20 protein-coding genes are annotated in these 19,703 nt (G+C 62.0%); 2 read left to right on the top strand and 18 right to left on the bottom strand.

Annotated features, from left to right (window positions below):
- Window positions 1-79 precede the first annotated feature (79 nt).
- A complete protein-coding gene (locus FBY10_RS27645) occupies window positions 80-940 on the top strand; it encodes an AraC family transcriptional regulator (protein WP_145338435.1) in 861 nt (286 codons plus the stop codon).
- Window positions 941-964: 24 nt separating this feature from the next.
- Here the strand turns inward: FBY10_RS27645 and FBY10_RS27640 are convergent, their stop codons facing one another.
- The 3 genes from FBY10_RS27640 to FBY10_RS27630 are packed head-to-tail and all read right to left on the bottom strand — an operon-like array spanning window position 965 to window position 3,100.
- Window positions 965-1,942 (bottom strand): trans-acting enoyl reductase family protein, encoded by a 978-nt coding sequence (locus tag FBY10_RS27640; RefSeq protein ID WP_145338434.1) that lies wholly within the window; start codon window positions 1,940-1,942, stop codon window positions 965-967.
- Complete coding sequence (locus FBY10_RS27635; protein WP_145338433.1) at window positions 1,939-2,340, bottom strand: VOC family protein; 402 nt, start codon at window positions 2,338-2,340, stop codon at window positions 1,939-1,941. The genes FBY10_RS27640 and FBY10_RS27635 overlap by 4 nt, the downstream gene beginning before the upstream one ends.
- A 16-nt stretch (window positions 2,341-2,356) precedes the next feature.
- Window positions 2,357-3,100, bottom strand: a complete 744-nt coding sequence (locus tag FBY10_RS27630; protein WP_145338432.1) for an SDR family NAD(P)-dependent oxidoreductase — start codon at window positions 3,098-3,100, stop codon at window positions 2,357-2,359.
- A 138-nt stretch (window positions 3,101-3,238) separates the two neighbouring features.
- Here FBY10_RS27630 and FBY10_RS27625 point away from each other — a divergent pair, with 138 nt between their 5' ends.
- Entirely contained in the window at window positions 3,239-4,126 is an 888-nt protein-coding gene (locus FBY10_RS27625; protein ID WP_178116806.1) for an AraC family transcriptional regulator, read from the top strand.
- A 20-nt stretch (window positions 4,127-4,146) separates the two neighbouring features.
- Here the strand turns inward: FBY10_RS27625 and FBY10_RS27620 are convergent, their stop codons facing one another.
- From FBY10_RS27620 to FBY10_RS27550, 15 genes are all read right to left on the bottom strand, one after another.
- On the bottom strand, window positions 4,147-5,223 hold the full coding sequence (locus FBY10_RS27620; RefSeq protein WP_131699869.1) for a chemotaxis response regulator protein-glutamate methylesterase: 1,077 nt from the start codon (window positions 5,221-5,223) through the stop codon (window positions 4,147-4,149).
- Window positions 5,186-5,719 (bottom strand): chemoreceptor glutamine deamidase CheD, encoded by a 534-nt coding sequence (gene cheD / locus FBY10_RS27615; protein ID WP_131699868.1) that lies wholly within the window; start codon window positions 5,717-5,719, stop codon window positions 5,186-5,188. The genes FBY10_RS27620 and cheD overlap by 38 nt, the downstream gene beginning before the upstream one ends.
- Entirely contained in the window at window positions 5,716-6,525 is an 810-nt protein-coding gene (locus FBY10_RS27610) for a protein-glutamate O-methyltransferase CheR (RefSeq protein WP_131699867.1), read from the bottom strand. The genes cheD and FBY10_RS27610 overlap by 4 nt, the downstream gene beginning before the upstream one ends.
- A 9-nt stretch (window positions 6,526-6,534) precedes the next feature.
- The gene (locus FBY10_RS27605; protein ID WP_131699866.1) at window positions 6,535-7,074 is read right to left on the bottom strand and encodes a chemotaxis protein CheW; all 540 of its coding nucleotides are present in this window, start codon (window positions 7,072-7,074) and stop codon (window positions 6,535-6,537) included.
- 36 nt (window positions 7,075-7,110) lie between these two features.
- Complete coding sequence (locus tag FBY10_RS27600; RefSeq protein WP_131699865.1) at window positions 7,111-8,769, bottom strand: methyl-accepting chemotaxis protein; 1,659 nt, start codon at window positions 8,767-8,769, stop codon at window positions 7,111-7,113.
- A gap of 29 nt (window positions 8,770-8,798) precedes the next feature.
- Complete coding sequence (locus tag FBY10_RS27595; protein ID WP_145338431.1) at window positions 8,799-10,835, bottom strand: chemotaxis protein CheA; 2,037 nt, start codon at window positions 10,833-10,835, stop codon at window positions 8,799-8,801.
- A gap of 40 nt (window positions 10,836-10,875) precedes the next feature.
- Entirely contained in the window at window positions 10,876-11,163 is a 288-nt protein-coding gene (locus FBY10_RS27590; RefSeq protein ID WP_131699863.1) for a lipid asymmetry maintenance protein MlaB, read from the bottom strand.
- Window positions 11,164-11,186: 23 nt separating this feature from the next.
- Window positions 11,187-11,555, bottom strand: coding sequence for a response regulator (locus FBY10_RS27585; RefSeq protein ID WP_065873103.1), 369 nt, complete (start codon window positions 11,553-11,555; stop codon window positions 11,187-11,189).
- A 9-nt stretch (window positions 11,556-11,564) separates the two neighbouring features.
- Window positions 11,565-12,476 carry a methyl-accepting chemotaxis protein gene (locus tag FBY10_RS27580; protein WP_371921005.1) on the bottom strand — a complete coding sequence of 304 codons (912 nt, stop codon included), beginning with the start codon at window positions 12,474-12,476 and terminating at the stop codon, window positions 11,565-11,567.
- Between the two features lie 1,267 nt (window positions 12,477-13,743).
- Window positions 13,744-15,486, bottom strand: a complete 1,743-nt coding sequence (locus tag FBY10_RS27575; protein ID WP_131698013.1) for an ABC transporter substrate-binding protein — start codon at window positions 15,484-15,486, stop codon at window positions 13,744-13,746.
- Window positions 15,487-15,518: 32 nt separating this feature from the next.
- Window positions 15,519-15,791 (bottom strand): DUF2160 domain-containing protein, encoded by a 273-nt coding sequence (locus tag FBY10_RS27570; protein ID WP_027607297.1) that lies wholly within the window; start codon window positions 15,789-15,791, stop codon window positions 15,519-15,521.
- 10 nt (window positions 15,792-15,801) lie between these two features.
- The gene (locus FBY10_RS27565; protein ID WP_003174634.1) at window positions 15,802-16,602 is read right to left on the bottom strand and encodes a carbohydrate ABC transporter permease; all 801 of its coding nucleotides are present in this window, start codon (window positions 16,600-16,602) and stop codon (window positions 15,802-15,804) included.
- Window positions 16,603-16,612: 10 nt separating this feature from the next.
- A complete protein-coding gene (locus tag FBY10_RS27560) occupies window positions 16,613-17,479 on the bottom strand; it encodes a carbohydrate ABC transporter permease (RefSeq protein WP_131698014.1) in 867 nt (288 codons plus the stop codon).
- Window positions 17,476-18,573, bottom strand: a complete 1,098-nt coding sequence (locus FBY10_RS27555; RefSeq protein ID WP_145338429.1) for an ABC transporter ATP-binding protein — start codon at window positions 18,571-18,573, stop codon at window positions 17,476-17,478. Before FBY10_RS27555 ends, FBY10_RS27560 begins: the two co-directional genes overlap by 4 nt.
- Window positions 18,573-19,667 (bottom strand): ABC transporter ATP-binding protein, encoded by a 1,095-nt coding sequence (locus FBY10_RS27550; protein ID WP_090402916.1) that lies wholly within the window; start codon window positions 19,665-19,667, stop codon window positions 18,573-18,575. Before FBY10_RS27550 ends, FBY10_RS27555 begins: the two co-directional genes overlap by 1 nt.
- Between the last annotated feature and the right edge of the window lie 36 nt (window positions 19,668-19,703).

The following is a 19,703-nucleotide window of genomic DNA, read 5'->3' as shown; positions in this document are numbered from 1 at the left end:
TTGCCGGTTTCTCTCCCATGCTTGCCTATTCTTCGCACGTGGCTTGCTTTGCGCTCCGGCACGGCTCATGGTCAGCGCCATGAACGACAACCTGAATGAACTGCGCCGTCTGGTGATGCGCGCAGAAAACACCTGGACCGACACCGGCCTGCCCCGCGTCGCCATGGTCCAGGCCGAAGCCTGCGCAGATCAGTTGTACCCGCCGATGGTGCACCTGGTGCTGCAAGGCTCGAAAACCCTCTCGATTGGCGATCAGATCTCGACGTGCGGGCCGTCCAGCTATTTTGTGGTGCCGGTGGAGGTACCCGCCACTGGCCAGGTCCACGCCGGTGCACCCGGCCTGTCCTACCTGGCACTCAGCCTGACCCTGGAGCCTGCGGTGATCGCGGCCGTGCTGGCGGATGAAGTCCCCCCCGACGAAAGCCTGGGCGCGCACCGGTTCGCGGCGGTGCAGGCCACCGACGAATTGCTGGATGCCTGGCTGCGCATGCTGCGCCTGATGGATCGGCCCAGCGAAGCGGCTGTGCTGGCCCCCCTGATCGAACGGGAGATTGTGTTTCGCGTATTGCAGGGCCCGTTGCGCTCAACCCTGGTGCAAATGGCCCGCCCCGAAGGGCGCCTGGCGCAGATCCGGCGAGCCACCGCGTGGATTCGCGAGCACTACACCGAACCCTTTCGCGTGGAACCGCTGGCGGCCATGACCGACATGAGCGTCGCGGCGTTCTATCGGCACTTCAAGGCCGCGACCGCGATGACGCCGATTCAGTACCAGAAGCGCTTGCGCCTGTTGCGGGCGCGCTGGTTGCTGCTGTTCGACAGCCTGGATGCAGCGTCTATCGCGTTCCAGGTGGGCTATGAAAGCGCCTCGCAGTTCAGCCGCGAATACGCACGACTGTTTGGCCTGCCACCGATCAAGGACGCGGCGAGGTTCAAGGTCTAGCCCCCCACCGGTACTGCCTGGAAATTAAAAATCGCTGATGCGCGTGCCTGCAATCGTCTGGGCAAAGCCCACGCCAAACAGGTGTGCAGGGCTTTCAAAACCGCTGCGGCGCTCACCGCCAAGCACCCGCCGCGCGGCTTCTACTGCGGCGAGGGGCGTGTAGCTGTAGCCATTGACGGTCTCGATGACCGAGCGCGCCACGCTGCCATCCGCGCCGGTCACTTCGGCGATGGCGCGGGCGCGATGGGCGTCACGCTCGACCTGTGTGGGGCCGTCGGGCAGTTGTGACAGGTCACCTTCGGGGAAGGCGTCGCCACTGATGTGCACGAACATCGCGATATCCGCGATCGCGGTGGAATGCCAGGCGGTCACCAGGTCGCCGAAGGACAGCGGCGCGCACAGCACCGGGCCATCGCCGAAGTCGAGTAACTGTGGCTGTGCGTCCGGGGTCGCGATCAGTTGGCCGTCGACCCTTGCCATAACGCCCGCGCCGATGATTTCGCCCACGCTCAGCGCCGAGCCTCGGGACATCGAGCCCGGCACTTGCAGGGCGATGCGCAACGATTGGGGCTGCCGCACGCGCTGGGCGACATGCATGGCCAGACAGTCGGTGGGCACGACGTCCCAGCCGACACCGGGCAGCAACATGACGCCGGCTGCGGCGGCGTCGCTGCCGAGTTGCTCGGCCAAGCGATAGACGTTGATCTCGGCGGTGATATCCAGGTAGTCGACCCCAGCCTTGATACAGGCCTGCATCAAGGTGCCCGCCGTGTGCGCGAAGGGCCCGGCGAAATTGAGCAGCACATCTATACCGTCCAAGGCGTCAGCGCTGGGCGCCTGCGCAGAGAAGACACGGTATTGCACCTCGAGTTGAGCGGCGAGTGACGCCAGCCGTTCGGCATTGCGCCCGGCGATCACCAGGGCCAGGCCCAGTTTCTTGGCGTGTTCGGCGGCCATGCGTCCGGTGTAGCCGGTGGCGCCGTAGATCATCAAGGTCTTCATAGGGTGTGCTGCCAGTTCTTGTAGACGAATTCGAGGCTGTACCCGTCCGGGTCCAGTACCTTGGCGGCGTAGTAATTGGGGTCGTAGTGCAAGCGTGCTCCGGGTGCGCCGTTATCGCGGGCGCCATGGGCCAAAGCGGCGGCGTAGGCGGCCTCCACCTCGGCACGGCTGTTGGCGACGAACCCCACATGCACGGCGCGGCCATCGACCACACCTGCGCGCAGCCAGAAAAACATGCGGCCATGGGCACCGAAACCTTTGAGATCCGGGTGACCGGCAGGCCCGTCCTTGCCATCGAAGTCATGGCGAGCGGTGATGCCCAGGGGCGTCAGCGCGGCGGTGTAGAAACCCACGGAACGCGGGATGTCACTGACTGAAAGAAAGAGATGATCAAGCATGCGGTAGCCTCGCGATTCAAATGATGTAGCCGCCCGCGACCTCAATTGTCTGGGCATTGATCCAACGGCCTTCTTCCGACAGCAGCATTGCGATAACCCGTGCCACGTCTTCCGGTTCGCCTACACGGCCCAGGGCGGTTTGCCCGGCCAGCAGCGCTTCGAACTCATCGTTCAAGCCACCGCCCAGTTCGGTGCGGATGGCGCCGGGTGACACCGCGTTGGCGCGGATACGGCGCTCGCCGAATTCCTTGGCCATGTAGCGGGTGAGTACGTCGAGGCCGCCCTTGAAGGCGGCATATGGCGCCACACCGGCGGTAGCAACGCGGGTGGTGGCGCTGGTGAGGTTGACGATGCTGGCGTGTTCTTCCAGCAGCGGCAGCAGGGTCTGGGTGAGGAAGAACGGGCCCTTGAGATGGACGTTGAACAGGCCGTCGAATTGCGCTTCGGTCACGCTTTCAAGCGGGTTGAACAGACCATAGCCGGCATTGTTGACCAGCCCGCCCAAAGTGTTTGCACCCCAAGTGGTACGCAGGGTCTGCACCACGGCGTCACGGAAGGCTGCGAATGTACCGGTAGCGCTGACGTCCAGCTGCAGCGCCGCCGCTTTGCCGCCGGCCGATTCGATGCGCTGGACCACCGCGAGTGCCGCCTCGGGGTTGCGGTTGTAAGTGAGGATCACGCCGTGACCTTGGCGCCCACACAGTTCGGCGGTACTGGCGCCGATGCCACGGCTGCCTCCGGTAATCACGATAACGCTCATGGCTTGCTCCACTGTCGAAAAGTTGAGTGACCACAATAGCCATCGCCCTACCCCGTGACGCAGCCGTTCCTACTCCAATCCTGCCTGTTTCTGCTTTTTGCTTGCGCAAGGTCTGCAGGAAGGCACAGCATGGCCAGCATGAATATTCAATTGATCGAACTGCGAGCCCTGGCCGCCAAGGCCGAAAACCGCCGCACCGAGACCGGTATCCCGCGGGTGGCGATGGTCCAGGGCGCGATTCCCGAGCATATGCTCGCGGCGGTGTATGACCCGATGATCAACCTGATCCTGCAGGGCAGCAAATCCCTGACCGTGGGCGATCGCACGTTGCACTACGACCCGGCGACGTATTTTGTGATGTCCATCGAGTTGCCCGCCGTGGGCGTGGTCAACCCGACGAGTACGGGCGAACCGTACCTGGCGGTCAGCCTGACCCTGGACCCGGCGGTGCTCACCACCTTGCTCAATGACCTGCCCGCGCCCAGCGGTCGCGGCGAACAGGACGCGGGGTTTTCAGTGGCGGCGGTGACGCCTGCGTTGATGGACGCCTGGGTGCGCATGCTGCGCCTGATGGGCGACCCGGTGGCCATCGCGGCCTTGGCGCCGGTGTATGAGCGGGAAATCCTCTACCACGTGCTGCAAGGCCCCCATGGTTGGATGCTGCGGGAAATCGCCGCGCCGGATACCGCCATGGCGCGGGTCAGCCAGGCGATCCAGTGGATACGCCGGGACTACGCCGCCCCGATCCGGGTGGAGGCCTTGGCACAGAAGGCAGCGATGAGTGTTTCGGCGTTTCACCGGCACTTCAAGGCGGTGACCAACTTGAGCCCGTTGCAGTACCAGAAACGCGTGCGCCTGTTAAACGCGCGCACGTTGATGTTGGCCAGTGCGAGCAGCGTGACCAAGGCCGCGTTCGAAGTGGGGTATGAAAGCGCGACCCAGTTCAGCCGCGACTATGCGCGCGTCTTCGGGCTGCCGCCGGCGCGGGATACGGCGCGGATTCTGGCGCAGAGCAAAGGACAGTGAACACAGGCCAGCGCTCGATTTCACTTATACAAGATCGCCTGGTGGATATCCTCCAGCGCCATGATGCGTTGGGCAGCGTTGAGCTTGATAGCTTCCTTGGGCATGCCGAACACCACGCAACTGGCCTCGTCCTGGGCCACCGTGGCGGCTCCGGCCTCGAGCATCTCCTTGAGCCCGCGCGCGCCGTCGTCGCCCATGCCGGTCATGATGATGCCGGTGGCGTTCTTGCCGGCGAACTTGGCCACCGAGCGAAACAGCACATCCACTGATGGCCGGTGCCGGTTGACCAACGGTCCATCAATGACCTGAGCGTGATAATAGGCGCCGCTGCGGGTGACCATCAGGTGCTTGCCGCCAGGGGCGATCAGGGCCAGGCCAGGCAGGATGCGGTCGTTGTTGCGCGCTTCGCGCACCTCGACCTCGCATAAGCTATTGAGGCGTTCGGCAAACGAAGCGGTGAATTTTTCTGGCATGTGCTGCACGATCACCATGCCTGGGCACACCCTCGGCAATGCCGTCAGTACCGCCTCCAACGCTTGGGTGCCGCCGGTAGACGTGCCGATGGCGATGATACGTTCGGTGGTCTGTGCCATGGCATGGCCATTGGCGGCAGGCAGGATCGCATCCGCACTGAGCTTGCTGGCCGGGACCAGTGCCGGGCTGGCGCTGCGCTTGCCCAGGTTCCTGACGTTGGAATTCGCTGCGGCGCGGATCGCTGCCACCAGCTCGGCCGCCGACTCGATCAGGAAACTCTTCAACCCGGTGCTGGGCTTGGTGATGATTTCCACAGCACCCGCCGACAGCGCCTGCAGGGAGGTTTCGGCGCCTTTCTGGGTCAGCGAGGAACAGATCACCACCGGTGTCGGCCGCTCGCTCATGATTTTCTTGAGAAAGGTGATGCCGTCCATGCGCGGCATTTCCACGTCCAGCACGATCACATCCGGCCATTCCCGGGCGAGTTTATCCATGGCGAAAATCGGGTCGGAGGCGGCGCCCATGACGTGAATATCCGGCGTATCGCTGAGGATCGCCAGCAGTACCTGGCGAACCACGGCCGAGTCATCGACCAGCAGTACACTGATTTTTTTGGTAGGCATCTTGTTGAATTATTCCCATTGGTTGGTGCCGGACCCAGACGTTGCCGTTCCACAGGTCGAACATGATCGTGCGGTAACCGGTACTGCCCATGTCCTGGGCTGTCAGGTGCAAGTGATAGTGCTCGGCCAGGGCCAGCGCTGCGCGAATATTCAGGCTGGCCACGTCCTGCGTTGGCAGGCGGCGCTGCTGCTCGGGAAACATCTTGCCGCCGCCGAACAACTTGACCTGGTAATCCTGTGCATACGTGCCATTGACCTTGGCGTGGAGCAGCAACAGTTCCAGGGCTTCGTCGGCATACCTGCCATCCAGGGGCTGATGGTCGCGCAGGCGCCCCGGCAGCATGAAGTGACACATGCCGCCGATCAGCCGTTGCGGGTGCCAGAAGGTGATCGCCACGCAGGAACCGAGCAAGGTGCGCAGGCGCGTCGACTGCGTCGCAAAGCTGACCTGCCCAGGGGCTAATACCACTTCGGCCGTACCGGCAGGCTTTTTCATGGCTTGCGGTAAATCGACGGTGCCACCAGCTTCAGGGTGTCATTGACGCCGTGGAGGCTTTCCGAGTGACTGATGATCAAGTAGCCGCCGGGTTTGAGCAGCGGCAGCAGGCGCGCGATTACCTGGCTCTTGGTCTGCTGGTCGAAATAAATCATCACGTTGCGCAGGAAGATCACCTCGAACTCACCCAGGGCCGGCAGCGCTTCGTTAAGGTTGACCTGGACAAAATTGACGCGGCTACGCAAGGCCTTGTCGATCAGCAAGGTGCCCTCCTGGCGACCAATGCCCTTGAGGCAGTACTTGGCCAGCAGCGGCTGGGGCAATGTCTCGGTGCGCTCCATGGAGTAATGGCCAGTGCGCGCCTTAGCCAGCACTTGGGAACTGATGTCCGAGCCGACCACTTCCCAGGGCGTGCTGCCAAGGCTCTCGGCCAGGGTCATCGCCAGGCTGTAGGGCTCTTCGCCCGAGGAACTGGCCGCGCTCCACACGCGAAACACCTTGCCCGGCGCGGCATGGGGCAGCACCTGCTGACGCAGGAAGTCGAAGTGCTTAGGCTCGCGAAAAAAATAGGTTTCGTTGGTGGTCAGCAAATCCAGCGCAACCTGCAGTTCGCCCTTGCGCTCACCATTCATGATCAACTTGAAATACTCACCATAGCTGTGCAGCTCATAGTGCTTGAGGCGCTTGAACAGGCGTCCGGCCACCAGGGCTTTCTTGGCCGGCGACAGGTTGATGCCGGCCGCGCGGTACAGCCAGGTCTGGAACTGACCGAATTCACGGTCGTCGATGGAGACGGTGTCTGGCATGGTCGGGTCTCAACGCGGGTCGAAGTCGAGGGCCGGCGCCTGGCCGGCCTCGGCGAGACTGGACATCTCATCGATGGACAGCACCTTGTCCACCTCCAGCACGATCACGAACTTGCCGTCGACCTTGGCCATGCCGCTGATGAAATCAGCGCGAATTCGCGCGCCGAAGTTGGGTGGCGGTTCGATCTGCGTGGCCGGGATCTCCCGCACGGCAGACACCGTATCAACCAGCAGCCCGATGTCCTGGGGCTGCCCATCCTCGGTACTCGCCTCGATGATGATCACGCAGGAGCGCCGCGTGATCGCCGAGTTGGCCCGCCCAAAGCGCGCCGACAGGTCGACCACCGGCACCACCGCGCCGCGCAGGTTGATCACCCCGCGCACGAAAGCCGGCATCATCGGCACCACGGTCAGGCTGCCGTATTCAATAATTTCCTTGATCCCCAGAATGCCGATGGCGAACATTTCGCCGCCGAGCATGAAGGTCAGGTACTGCGCATCCTCATCTACCGCCACCGCGGTCTGCCGAGTCGTCATTACTGCGCCCATGTCACTCTCCCTAGTAGGCCCGTATTGATCGTGGGATCAGAAGCGAGTGAAATCCGCTTCGTCCGGGGCACTGGCCATGGTGTAGGCGAACGCCTTGCGCTGCGCCGGTGTTTTTGGGCGTGGCGCCTGACGGTTGGGCTTGCTGCCCGGGCTGTCCACGCCGCTGCTTTGAACCGCGACCCTGGGCGCTGAATCCAGCACGAAGAAGCTCATGGCCTGTTGCAGTTGCTCGGCCTGGCTGCTCATTTCTTCGGCCGTGGCCGCCAATTCCTCGCTGCTCGAGGCATTTTGCTGGGTGACCTGGTTGAGCTGGGTCATCGCGGTGTTGATCTGCGCGACACCGGCGGCCTGTTCCTCGGACGCGGCGCTGATTTCCTGCACAAGGTCGGACGTCTTGTTGATGGAAGGCACCATTTCGTCGAGCAACTTGCCGGCTTTCTCGGCCATGTCCACGCTGCTGGAGGACAGTTCACCGATTTCCTGGGCGGCTACCTGGCTGCGTTCAGCCAGCTTGCGCACTTCGGCGGCTACCACGGCGAACCCCTTGCCGTGCTCGCCGGCCCGAGCGGCCTCGATAGCGGCATTGAGTGCGAGCAGATTGGTCTGGTAGGCAATGTCATCGATGATGCTGATGCGCTGGGCGATTTTCTTCATCGCCACCACCGTCTGCTGGACCGATTCGCCGCCCTCGGTGGCTTCCTTGGCGGCCTTGCTGGCCATGCCATCGGTGACCTTGGCGTTTTCGGTGTTCTGGTTGATGCTGGCGCTCATCTGCTCGACCGACGCACTGGTTTCCTCGACGCTGGCGGCCTGTTCACTGGTGGCCTGGCTCATCGATTGCGCGGTGGCGCTGACCTCCTCGGAGGCGCTGGCCAGGTTATCGGCGGCGTTACGCACTTCGCCGATGATATGCGCCAGCTTGCCGACCATGTTGCGCATGGCGTTGAGCACCATGCCGGTTTCATCTTTCCCACCGGGCTCGATGTGCGCGTTGAGGTTGCCTTCGGCCAATTGCTCGGCGGCGCTCGCGGCTTGGCGCAGCGGGCGGGAAATGATCCGCGCAATGAATACCGCCAGGCCCAGGCCGATCAACAGGGCCGCGCCCAGTACTGCAATGATCGACACGCGTGAGCTTTCGTACAGCGCCGAGCCCTTGTCACCGGCGGCAGTGGCGCCAGCATCATTGATCTCGACCATTTTCTGCAGGCGAGTGGTCACCTCATCAAAATGGCTCCTGGACTCTCCCCTGAGCAAACCGCGCGCCTGGGCTTCCTGGTTCTGCCGGGACAACTCGAGCAACTGCTTGCTGGATGCCAGGTAGGCGTCCCAAGCGCTTTTCACGCTGGCCAGGAGCTGCCGATCTTCATCGTTCGAGAGCAATTGCTCGTAGGTGCCCATGCGGGTTTCGAACTGTTGGCGCGCATCGCTGGCTTCGCGTTCGGCCTGGGCCTTCTCCTCGGCAATCTCGGTACCGATGTGGTTGTTTTCTTTCAAGCGGTAGTTGGCGGCAAAAAAACGCATGCCTGCCGCCGCGCGCATGGAGGGCATCCAGTTGCCCTTGATGTCCTGGGCGGCCTGGTTGACGGCACCGAGCTGAAGGATGGCGAAGCCGCCCATGGCCCCGGTGAGCGCCAGGACCACCAGGAACGAGCTGATCAACTTGGTGGAAATTTTAAGATCGTAGAACCATTTCATCGGGGAACCTCCATGGAATTGCAGATACGTCAGCGGGCGACGACCGGTAGCGACTGAGGCGCCTGGGTCGTGCGGGCTTCCAGTTGTACGATTTGGTTGAGCAGTGCCGGTACATCCAGGATCAGGGCCACCGCGCCGCTGCCCAATATGGTCGAGCCGCTGATGCCGCGCAGTGCGCCGAACAACTTGCCCAAGGGTTTGATCACGGTCTGAAACTCACCGAGCAGGTCATCCACCACCAGCCCGGCCTTATGCTCGGCGTAGCGCACCACCACCACATTCTGGCGTCGGGCAACGGGGCCTTCATGGCTGAAGTGGTCACGCAGGTGCACCAGCGGCAACACCTCGCCACGCAGGTCCAGATAGCCCGTGTCGCGGCTGGACTGGCGCTGGTGTTCATCCAGCTCGATACATTCCTGGACCATGTCCAGCGGAATCACGTAGGTGGATTGGTCGATGCCGACCAGGAACCCATTGATGATCGCCAGGGTCAGCGGCAAGCGAATGCGCACCACGGTGCCCTGGCCGGGGCGGCTGTCGAGGTCGACGGTGCCGCGCAACAGAGTGATATTGCGCTTGACCACGTCCATGCCGACGCCGCGCCCGGACAGGTTGGTCACCGCCTCGGCGGTGGAGAAACCCGCTTCGAAGATCAGGTTGTAGATCTCCTGGTCGGTGAGCACCGCACCGCTGGCCACCAGCCCGCGTTCCTGGGCCTTTTGCAGGATGCGTTCGCGGTTGAGCCCGGCGCCGTCGTCGGCGATCTCGATGACGATGCTCCCCGAGTCGTGGTAGGCATTGAGGCTCAGGTGGCCCTTGGCCGACTTGCCGGCCGCACGCCGCGCATCGGCGCTTTCGATACCGTGGTCCATGGCGTTGCGCAACAGGTGCATCAGCGGGTCGCCGATCTTCTCGACCACGGTCTTGTCCAGTTCGGTTTCCGCGCCGCTGATGATCAGTTCGATGTCCTTGCCCAGCTCCTGGCTGATATCGCGCACCACGCGGCGGAAGCGGTTGAACGTGTCGCCGATGGGGATCATGCGCAAATGCAGGGCGCCATCGAGGATCTCTTCCACCAGCCCCGACACCGTCGAGGAGGCCTCTTGCAAGGGGTCGTTGTTACAGGATCGGGCCAACAGGCTCGCGCCGGCGCTGGCGATGACCAGCTCGCCAACCAGATTGATCAACTCGTCGAGCTTGTCGGCGTTGACGCGCACGTAATTGCCGTCGCGGGTTTTCGCCTCACCGGCTGCCGGCCGCTGCGGTGCGGCCGTCACAATGCCTGGCTCGGCCTGCGTGACCGGGTCGCCAGAGACGGCCGCCGTGCTGGCGGGCGCTTCGTCGACGGCACTGATGTGCACTTCACAGTCGTCACGCACAAAGTCGAACACTTCGTTGAGGGTGGCGTGGCTGGCCGTCGAGCGCAGGTCGATCTCAAAACCCAGGTAGCAGCTTTCCGGGTCCCAGCGGTCCATGGGCGGGATGCTGTCGGTCAGTGTGGTGACCTGCATCATCTGCCCCAAGGTCTCGAGGTAGCGCAGAAATGACAGCGGGTCCATGCCATTACGGAACACATCCACGCCGAAGCGCAGGGAGATGTGCCAGAGCACTTCGACCGCCGCGTCGTCGGCCACCTCAGCGGTTTCGACGCTGGCAGTGGCGGTTCGCATCGGCTGATAGGCACTCAGCGCCTCGCGCAATGCCTCACCGCGCTCCAAAGCGGCAGGCGTCGGCACCTCACCGCGGTTGGCGACTACTTCGACCAGTTCGAGCATGTGGTCGCCGCACTTGAGCAGCAGCGCGATCAATGCGGCGTCCACCGCCACATTGCCTTCGCGCAGGCGGTCAAGCACGTCTTCGACGATATGCGTGAACCCCACGATCGACGCCAGACCGAAAAGGCCCGCCGAACCCTTGATGGTGTGCGCGGCACGGAAAATCGCGCCGATGGCATCCTGGTCGCCGGGCTCGCTTTCCAATTGCAGCAGGGATTGCTCCATGGCCTGCAACAGCTCGCGAGCCTCTACGATGAATGTCTGCTGTGCCTGATCGAGATTGATGCTCACCGTGACTTTCCTTGTCGATCAAAAAACGTGGGGACGCTGACTATGAGGCCGCGCTGCGACACAGTTGGAGCGCCTGCATGACTACCTGGCTCTGGCCGGTCACGCTCAAGGCGGTACCGGCGATGCCGGCTTCACGCCGGATGACCGCGAGCAACTGCAGGCCGGCGCCATCCATTTCCGTGACCTCTGACAGGTCCAGCTCCAGGCGTGGCGCCGCGCCCATCTGCGGCAGCAGCGCAGCCGCCAGTTCCGCTACGGTGTAGATCGTAAGCTCGCCGTCAATGCGCACGCGCGCAGTGTCGTCGACTGTTTCAGTGGTTATCGGCATGGGAGCCTCCCTGGCGCCGGGGATCAGGGCAGGATCAGTTTAGACACGGCTGCCAACATCTGCGCAGGCTGGAACGGCTTGACCACCCAGGCCTTGGCGCCGGCGGCCTGGCCCTCGGCCTTCTTCGACTCCTGGGACTCGGTGGTCAGCATGATGATCGGGGTGAACTTGTAGTTGGCCAGCTTCTTGACCTCCTTGACGAAGGTGATGCCGTCCATGTTGGGCATGTTCACGTCGCTGATGATCAGGTGCACTTTCTGCCCGGTCAGCTTGCCCAGGGCATCCTTGCCGTCGCTGGCCTCGATGACGTCGTAACCGGCGCTTTTCAAGGCTATGCCGACCACTTGCCGCACGCTGCTGGAGTCGTCGACCACTAATACATTCTTCGCCATGATGTGCTCCTAAAAGAAGGTGATGTCTTGAGAATTCTGCTGTACGGCCGCCTCTCCATGATGGAGGCGCCGCTGCTCGTCGGTGGCGTAGGTGGCTTCCATGCGCGCCAGCCATTGGCGGGCGTCGACGGCCACCGGCTGGTCCGGGGCCTGGCTGGCCTGCAGGAGGTGCTCATGCAGGGCGTGCATGTTGTCTCGCACGTGGCTGAGGATCTGGCTGACCCGGTCCTGGAATTGCAGGTTGACCAGCACCTCGGTCATCTCATCCCGGATCCCGTAGCTTTCCTGCTTGAGCAGGTCGGCGGATTCGGCCAGGCGCCCGGTAATGTTCTGGAAGCGTGCGAGCACCACTTGAATACTGTTTTCGGACTCGGCCACCGAATGGCTGTCCTGGTCGGCACTGCTGGACGCGGCCTGGACCAATTGCGTAATGGCGTTATTGATGATGTCGACCTTGGCCGACATCTGCTGGCCGGTTTCACTGGATTTGCTCGACAGGCTGCGCACCGCGTCGGCCACCACTGCAAAGCCGCGACCGGCCTCACCGGCACGCGCCGCCTCGATGGCTGCGTTGAGCGCCAGCAGGTTGGTTTGTGCGGCAATCGCCGCCACATCAGCGGCCATGGTGCGCAGTTCGCCGGTGTAGGCGGTAAGGCTGCGGACCTGGGCCAGGGTTTGGTCACGGCTGGTTTGAGTGGCCTTGAGCGAGTTGATTACCTGGCTCAACTCGCTGTCACTGCGTGCCAGCACCTCAAGTGCGCCGTCGGCGGCCTGCCCATCCAGTTCGCCGGCTGCGTGCTGCGAGGCTTGTACCGTTTCCTGCAATCGCGTGGCGATCCCGGTGAAACGGTTGGCCAGGCTCACAATCGCTTCTTCGGTCTGATGGCGCGAGCTTTCCACCTGCTTGGCCCAGATGGGCATGGCGCCGAGCAACACCTCATCGAGCTGTGCACGAGAGGCCATGCCGTTGTGCGCCGCGTCTGCATCTGACTGATCCGCCTGCGCCCGCGCAATCGCCCGCAGCATGGCGTTGCGCTGCGAAGCCGCGCTCCAGGCACAGGCACCGAGGCCGATCAGCACCAGTACCGCGCAGGCCAACAGATTGGCCGGCGAAGTTGATTGCACGAGTATCCACAAAACGGCAGGCACGACCGGGATCAAAGCGAACCAGCGAAAACGTGGATAAACGGGAAGAGGCATGCTGCTGGAATGGCGCTGGGGCATGAGTTCGATCCTTGAACGTTGTTGCGGATGTAAGTGACATAGTTGTTATCTGCGCTGTAACTCGCAACTTGAGGCGACTTAGGTGCCTTCCGTCTGGTTTATGAACCGTAGGTGACAGATCGGTCAGTTCTGGGTCCTTGTTCCTGAAGGATCAGCGGTGGTTTACCGAACAGGGGGTTGTCGCAGCGCTGGCTAGCGAGTCTGTCTTTCAGGCTGAAAAATCTCTTTGTGGTGAGGGAGCTTGGTTCCGTGGCGGCCTCTGGGCCTACCATGTCGTTGGGTTTGACCGAGTACATATCCGTTGCTGCGGTCACGGCGGCTATGGGTTCCGCCCTTACGGCGGGTCACTTTGGAAAAGCCCCAAAGTAACCAAAGGGCTCTTGCCCCACCACTCGGTACCTCGCCCAGCCTGCGTTCGGCCAGCGTGGTTAACGGGCCGCCTGAGATCAAGATTAAAAGCCAGAGCAAAAGCAGACCGAGGTCCATCTGATATATGGAGATCCAAATGTGGGAGGGGGCTTGCCCCCGATAGCGCCGGGTCAGTTAAAAAATAAGTGACTGACACTCCCTCATCGGGGGCAAGCCCCCTCCCACATTTACCGAGTACACCAGACCCAACTCTGGTCGGCTCTATGCCGAGCCTAGGCGAGGCACCGAGTGTTGGGGCGATGGCCTTTTGGTTACTTTTGGCGCTCTTCCAAAAGTGACCCGCTGTAAGAGCGGAACCCTAAGCAGCCGTTACCGCAGCAACGGATATGTACTCGGTCAAACCCAAATACAGGGTCGGCCCGAAGGCCGCCACGGAAGCAAGCTCCCTCGCCACAGACCACTGAAAATTGTGTAGATACCCATACCCAGGATTGCCTGAACAACCCGCGTCATCGGTCACAGAACTGCGCCTTCATGTTTGCGCCAAAACAAAACGGCACCTGGGTGCCGTTTTGTGTTTCATGCCCGGGCACGTTTACTTACGCGCTGCCTCCCACTGCTTGAGCAGGTCGCCGTAGGCCACGGTTTCGCCTTTCGGTTTCTCGTTGGCCAGTTTCGGTTTCGGCGCGCCCGGCTGGTCAAACCAGTATTGCGCGTCACGCTCGGGGTTCATTTTCGGGCCACATACCGGCTGCACTTTGGAGCGTTCCAGGCGCGTCATGATCGCGTCCTGCTCCTTGGCCAGGTTGTCGAGGGCCTGTTGCGGGGTTTTCTCGCCGCTGGCGGCGGCGGCGATGTTGCTCCACCACAGTTGCGCCAGACGTGGGTAGTCCGGCACGTTGGTACCGGTCGGCGACCACTCGGTCCGGGCCGGGCTGCGGTAGAACTCCACCAGGCCACCGAGTTTCGGCGCCATGTCGGTCATGGCCTGTGAGTTGATATCGGACTCACGAATCGGCGTCAGGCCGACGATGGTTTTCTTCAGCGACACGGTTTTCGAGGTCACGAACTGCGCGTACAACCAAGCGGCGAGTTTCTGCTTCTCCGGCGTCGACTTGAGGAAGGTCCAGGAACCCACGTCCTGATACCCCTTCTTCATGCCCTTTTCCCAATAAGGCCCGACGGGCGACGGTGCCATGCGCCATTTCGGCGTACCGTCGGCATTCACCACCGGCAGGCCCGGCTTGACCATGTCAGCGGTAAACGCGGTGTACCAGAAGATCTGCTGGGCGATGTTGCCCTGGGACGGCACCGGGCCGGATTCGGAGAAGGTCATGCCCGCCGCTTCCGGTGGCGCGTAGGCTTTCATCCAGTCCACGTATTTCTGCGTGGCGAACACAGCGGCCGGGCCGTTGGTGTCGCCGCCACGGGTGACGCTGGAGCCCACCGGGTGGCAGTCCTCCACGCGGATGCCCCACTCGTCCACCGGCAAGCCGTTGGGCAGGCCTTTGTCGCCGCCACCGGCCATGGAGAACCAGGCATCGGTAAAGCGCCAGCCCAGGGATGGGTCTTTCTTGCCGTAGTCCATGTGCCCGTAGACGCGCTTGCCGTCGATTTCCTTGACGTCTTCACTGAAGAATTTGGCGATGTCTTCATAGGCCGACCAGTTCACCGGTACGCCGAGCTCATAGCCGTATTTTTCCTTGAACTTGGCTTTCAGCTCCGGACGCTCGAACCAGTCGGCGCGGAACCAGTAGAGGTTGGCAAATTGCTGGTCGGGCAGTTGGTAGATCTTGCCGTCCGGCGCGGTAGTGAAGGAGATACCGATGAAGTCCTTGATATCCAGGGTTGGCGAGGTGAAGGCCTTGCCTTCGTTGGCCATCAGGTCGGTGATGGATTCGGTCTTGCCATAGCGAAAGTGCGTACCGATCAAGTCGGAATCGTTGACCCAGCCGTCATAGATATTCTTGTCGGACTGCATCTGGGTTTGCAGCTTCTCCACCACGTCGCCTTCCTGCAGCAGGTCGTGGGTCAGCTTGATGCCGGTGATTTCACTGAAGGCCTTGGCCAGCACCTTGGATTCGTACTCGTGGGTGGTGAGGGTTTCCGACACCACATTGATCTTCATCCCACGAAACGGTTCCGAAGCCTTGATAAACCACTTCAACTCCTCAAGCTGCTGGTCGGCCGTGAGGGTCGACGGCTTGAATTCGCTGCCGATCCATTTTTTCGCGGCATCTTCGTACGCATCGGCCCAGGCCGTGGCGCTCAAACCGCTGAGGGCCAGTACGGCGGCCAATGAAATGCTATGTCGCAGCTTATTGTTCTTATTCAACATAGAGACCTCCTGGTTGTTTATTCATAAGGGAACTAGCCCCAACGCATCACACTCAACAGCCATACCAGGGAGAGCGCGGACGCTACCCAGATGCTCCAGTCGGTAACGCCGATCACCAGCAAATGCAGGTAGGCGCTGCCGAGAAGACCGATAAACAAGCGATCACCACGGGTGGTGCTGATCGGCAGGACGCCGCGCCGCGGGATGCTCGGCGAGCGCAGCTCCCAGGTGGTCATGCCCGCCAGAATCAGGGCAATGCCGCCAAAGAACAGTGCAGTGGGGGTGGTCCAGGCCATCCATTCCATCATCGACTCCTCAGACCCGGCCCAGGGCAAAGCCCTTGGCCACGTGGTTGCGAACAAACCAGATCACCAGCATGCCGGGCAGGATGGTCAACACCCCCGCCGCTGCCAGCACGCCCCAATCGATACCCGACGCCGACACCGTGCGCGTCATCACCGCCGCGATGGGCTTGGCGTTAACCGAGGTCAGGGTGCGCGCCAGCAGCAGCTCGACCCAGGAAAACATGAAGCAGAAAAACGCGGTCACACCGATACCGGAGCCGATCAACGGGATAAAAATCTTCACGAAGAACTTGGGAAAACTATAGCCGTCGATGTAGGCAGTTTCGTCAATTTCCTTGGGCACTCCGGACATGAAGCCCTCCAGGATCCACACCGCCAGTGGCACGTTGAACAGGCAGTGGGCCAAGGCCACAGCGATGTGCGTGTCGAACAGGCCGATGGACGAATACAGCTGGAAAAACGGCAGCAGGAACACCGCTGGGGGCGCCATGCGGTTGGTCAGCAGCCAGAAGAACAGGTGCTTGTCGCCCAGGAAACGATAGCGCGAGAAGGCATAGGCTGCCGGCAACGCCACGCTCAGGGAAATCACCGTGTTCAAGCTCACGTAGTACAGCGAGTTGAGGTAACCGGTGTACCAGCTCGGGTCGGTGAAGATCACCTTGTAGTTGGCCAGGGTGAAATCCTGCGGAAACAGGGTCAGCCCGCCGAGGATTTCGGTGTTGCTCTTGAAGGACATGTTCAGCAGCCAGTAGATCGGCACCAGCAGGAACAGGATGTAGATCAGCAGCGGAATAACCTTGCGCTTGCTCATGTTGGCGGCCTCAGCGGTTGGCGTCGGAGTGGGTCATGGCGGTGTAGAACAGCCAGGACACCAACAGGATGATCAGGAAATACACCAGGGAAAACGCTGCCGCCGGGCCCAGGTCGAATTGGCCTACGGCCATCTGGGTCAGCGTCTGACTGAGGAACGTCGTGGCGTTACCAGGCCCGCCGCCCGTGAGGACGAAGGGCTCGGTGTAGATCATGAAACTGTCCATGAAGCGCAGCATCACCGCGATCAGCAGCACGCTTTTCATCTTCGGCAACTGGATATGTCGGAACACCGCCCACGCCGAGGCCCGATCGATACGCGCCGCCTGGTAGTACACATCCGGGATGGCCCGCAGCCCGGAGTAGCACAGCAGCGCCACCAGTGAGGTCCAGTGCCATACGTCCATCACCAGCACCGTGACCCAGGCGTCCATGGTGTTGGCCGCGTAGTTGTAGCTGATCCCCAGGGCGTTGAGGCTGTAGCCCAGCAGGCCGATATCGGCGCGGCCGAAGATCTGCCAGATAGTGCCCACCACGTTCCACGGAATCAGCAGCGGAATGGCCAGGATGATCAGCACCAGCGACGACCAGCGGCCCTTGGTCGGCATGGTCAGGGCGATGGCGATGCCCAGGGGGATTTCGATCAGCAGCACGCAGGCCGAATAGATGAACTGGCGCAGCAGCGAGTCATGCAGGCGCGGGTCGAGCAGCACCTGTTTGTACCAGTCGGTGCCGACAAAGTAGCGGCTGGACTGATCGAAGATGTCCTGCACCGAATAGTTGACCACGGTCATCATCGGGATCACCGCACTGAACGCCACCAGCAGGAACACCGGCAACACCAGCCACCAGGCCTTGTTGTTCTGCACCTTGTTCATGGCAGCACCTCCAGCAGGTAGTCGTCGGCATACACCATCAGCCACTGCGCGGGGAAGCTGATACAGGCCTTGCCCTCCGGCACCGGTTTGTCTTCGGCCAGGCGTATCTTCAGCGGGGCGCCGTCGAGGTTGAGGGTCATGATCTTGTAGGTGCCGAGGTCTTCGAGGTGAGTGACATCGGCTTGCAGGGCGTCAGCGTTGTACTCGTCCCAGACGTGGATAAATTCCGGGCGAATGCCCACCTGCAGCTTCGTGTAGTCGGTGCTGGCAATGCGTTGTTGCATAGTCTCGGACAACGGCAGGTGAGTACCGGCAAACCGCACACCACCGGCCTCGGCCTGCACCTCGATCAGATTCATCCCCGGGCTGCCGATGAAATAGCCGACAAAGGTGTGGCTCGGCCGCTCGAACAACTCACGGGGGGTGCCGAACTGCACGATCTGCCCGCCGTACATCACCGCGATCTTGTCGGCGAAGGTCGAGGCCTCAAGCTGGTCATGGGTGACGTAGACCATGGTGATATTGAACTGCTCGTGAATCTGCTTGAGCTTGCGCCGCAGCTTCCATTTCAGGTGCGGGTCGATCACCGTCAGCGGTTCGTCGAAGAGGATGGCCGACACGTCGTCACGCACCAGGCCACGGCCCATGGAGACTTTCTGTTTTTCATCGGCCGTGAGGTTGCGGGCTTTTTTGCTCAGCAGGGTTTGCAGGTCGAGGACTTCGGCAATCTCCTGCACCTTGCTGTGAATTTTCGCCTCGGCCATGCCCTGGTTCCGCAGGGGAAAGGCCAGGTTATCGAACACGGTCATGGTGTCGTACACCACCGGGAACTGGAACACCTGGGCGATGTTGCGTTTTTCCGGGGAGAGGTCATTCACCACTTTGCTATCGAACAGCACCTGCCCTTCGGACGGGCTGAGCAGGCCGGAGATGATATTGAGCAAAGTCGACTTGCCGCAGCCCGACGGCCCTAGCAAGGCGTAGGCACCGCCCTGCTCCCACACGTGGTTCATTTCCCGAATGGCGTAGTCCTCAGGACCGCTCGGCGTAGGACTGTAGCTGTGCGCCAGGTTCTGCAAATGGATCTCGGCCATCAGGCAACCCTCGCAACGCGGCGCCCGGGGGCCTGGACCAAACGGCCCTGGCCATCGAACACAAACAGTTTATGGGTGGGGATATACACGCGGATCGGCGCGTCGACGTCGTACTCATGCACCCCCGGCAGGTGCAGCACCAGCAGGAAATGCTCGCTGCGCACGTGCAGGAAGGTTTCCGAGCCGCTGATCTCGGCGACTTCCACGGTCACCGCCAGCTCCAAGTCGTCGTCGTTGCTCGGCACCAGGCTGATATGGCTGGGGCGCACGCCGAAGCGGAATTCGCCTTCGCCGATGGGGCGCAGGTCGACGTTCAGCGGGAAGTGCACGAAATTGGCGAAGCTCACCTCGTTACCGCTGATACGCCCCGGCATCAGGTTGATCGGCGGCTCGGAAAACAGCTCGGCGGCCAACACGGTCTGTGGCTGGTGATAGACCTCGGCGGCCTTGCCACTCTGGATCACCCGGCCTTCGTGAAGAATGGTGGTGGTGCCGCCCAGGGCCAGGGCCTCGTTGGGCTCGGTGGTGGCGTAGATGGCAATGGTATGCCGCGCCTTGAACAACTCGCGCATTTCCTGACGCAGCTCTTCGCGCAGTTTGTAGTCCAGGTTCACCAGCGGCTCGTCGAACAGGATCAGCTCGGCATCCTTCACCAACGCGCGGGCCATGGCCGTGCGTTGCTGCTGGCCACCGGACAACTCCAACGGGTGGCGCTGCAGGAATTTCTCGATGCGCAGCATCTTTGCGGTTTCCAGCACTTTGCTCTGGATCAGCTCGTTGGACACACCGGCCTGGCGCAACGGCGAGGCGATGTTTTCGAACACGGTCATGGTCGGGTAGTTAATGAACTGCTGATACACCATCGACACGTTGCGCAGACGCACCGGCTTTTGGGTGACGTCCACGCCGTTCATCAGGATGCGGCCGCTGTCGGGCTTATCCAGGCCCGCCATCAGGCGCATCAGGCTGGTCTTGCCGGACAGGGTGCGGCCAAGCAAGACGTTGAAGGAACCGGCTTCGAAGCGCAGGTTGGCGTCGTCGATCCAGGTTTGACCTTCGACGACACGGGAGACATGTTCCAGGGTCAATGACATGACACGACCTTTTTATTATTGGAATGAATCTGGCCA

Source organism: Pseudomonas sp. SJZ103, from assembly GCF_007828335.1.
Classification (GTDB): domain Bacteria; phylum Pseudomonadota; class Gammaproteobacteria; order Pseudomonadales; family Pseudomonadaceae; genus Aquipseudomonas.
This window is presented reverse-complemented; position numbering and strand designations above follow the sequence as displayed.

Bases quoted from the DNA above. Each gene is read 5' to 3' on its own strand.
- FBY10_RS27645 (WP_145338435.1), top strand. From the start codon at position 80: ATGAACGACAACCTGAATGAACTGCGCCGTCTGGTGATGCGCGCAGAA.
- FBY10_RS27640 (WP_145338434.1), bottom strand. From the start codon at position 1,942: ATGAAGACCTTGATGATCTACGGCGCCACCGGCTACACCGGACGCATG.
- FBY10_RS27635 (WP_145338433.1), bottom strand. From the start codon at position 2,340: ATGCTTGATCATCTCTTTCTTTCAGTCAGTGACATCCCGCGTTCCGTG.
- FBY10_RS27630 (WP_145338432.1), bottom strand. From the start codon at position 3,100: ATGAGCGTTATCGTGATTACCGGAGGCAGCCGTGGCATCGGCGCCAGT.
- FBY10_RS27625 (WP_178116806.1), top strand. From the start codon at position 3,239: ATGAATATTCAATTGATCGAACTGCGAGCCCTGGCCGCCAAGGCCGAA.
- FBY10_RS27620 (WP_131699869.1), bottom strand. From the start codon at position 5,223: ATGCCTACCAAAAAAATCAGTGTACTGCTGGTCGATGACTCGGCCGTG.
- cheD (WP_131699868.1), bottom strand. From the start codon at position 5,719: ATGAAAAAGCCTGCCGGTACGGCCGAAGTGGTATTAGCCCCTGGGCAG.
- FBY10_RS27610 (WP_131699867.1), bottom strand. From the start codon at position 6,525: ATGCCAGACACCGTCTCCATCGACGACCGTGAATTCGGTCAGTTCCAG.
- FBY10_RS27605 (WP_131699866.1), bottom strand. From the start codon at position 7,074: ATGGGCGCAGTAATGACGACTCGGCAGACCGCGGTGGCGGTAGATGAG.
- FBY10_RS27600 (WP_131699865.1), bottom strand. From the start codon at position 8,769: ATGAAATGGTTCTACGATCTTAAAATTTCCACCAAGTTGATCAGCTCG.
- FBY10_RS27590 (WP_131699863.1), bottom strand. From the start codon at position 11,163: ATGCCGATAACCACTGAAACAGTCGACGACACTGCGCGCGTGCGCATT.
- FBY10_RS27585 (WP_065873103.1), bottom strand. From the start codon at position 11,555: ATGGCGAAGAATGTATTAGTGGTCGACGACTCCAGCAGCGTGCGGCAA.
- FBY10_RS27580 (WP_371921005.1), bottom strand. From the start codon at position 12,476: ATGCCCATCTGGGCCAAGCAGGTGGAAAGCTCGCGCCATCAGACCGAA.
- FBY10_RS27575 (WP_131698013.1), bottom strand. From the start codon at position 15,486: ATGTTGAATAAGAACAATAAGCTGCGACATAGCATTTCATTGGCCGCC.
- FBY10_RS27570 (WP_027607297.1), bottom strand. From the start codon at position 15,791: ATGGAATGGATGGCCTGGACCACCCCCACTGCACTGTTCTTTGGCGGC.
- FBY10_RS27565 (WP_003174634.1), bottom strand. From the start codon at position 16,602: ATGAGCAAGCGCAAGGTTATTCCGCTGCTGATCTACATCCTGTTCCTG.
- FBY10_RS27560 (WP_131698014.1), bottom strand. From the start codon at position 17,479: ATGAACAAGGTGCAGAACAACAAGGCCTGGTGGCTGGTGTTGCCGGTG.
- FBY10_RS27555 (WP_145338429.1), bottom strand. From the start codon at position 18,573: ATGGCCGAGATCCATTTGCAGAACCTGGCGCACAGCTACAGTCCTACG.
- FBY10_RS27550 (WP_090402916.1), bottom strand. From the start codon at position 19,667: ATGTCATTGACCCTGGAACATGTCTCCCGTGTCGTCGAAGGTCAAACC.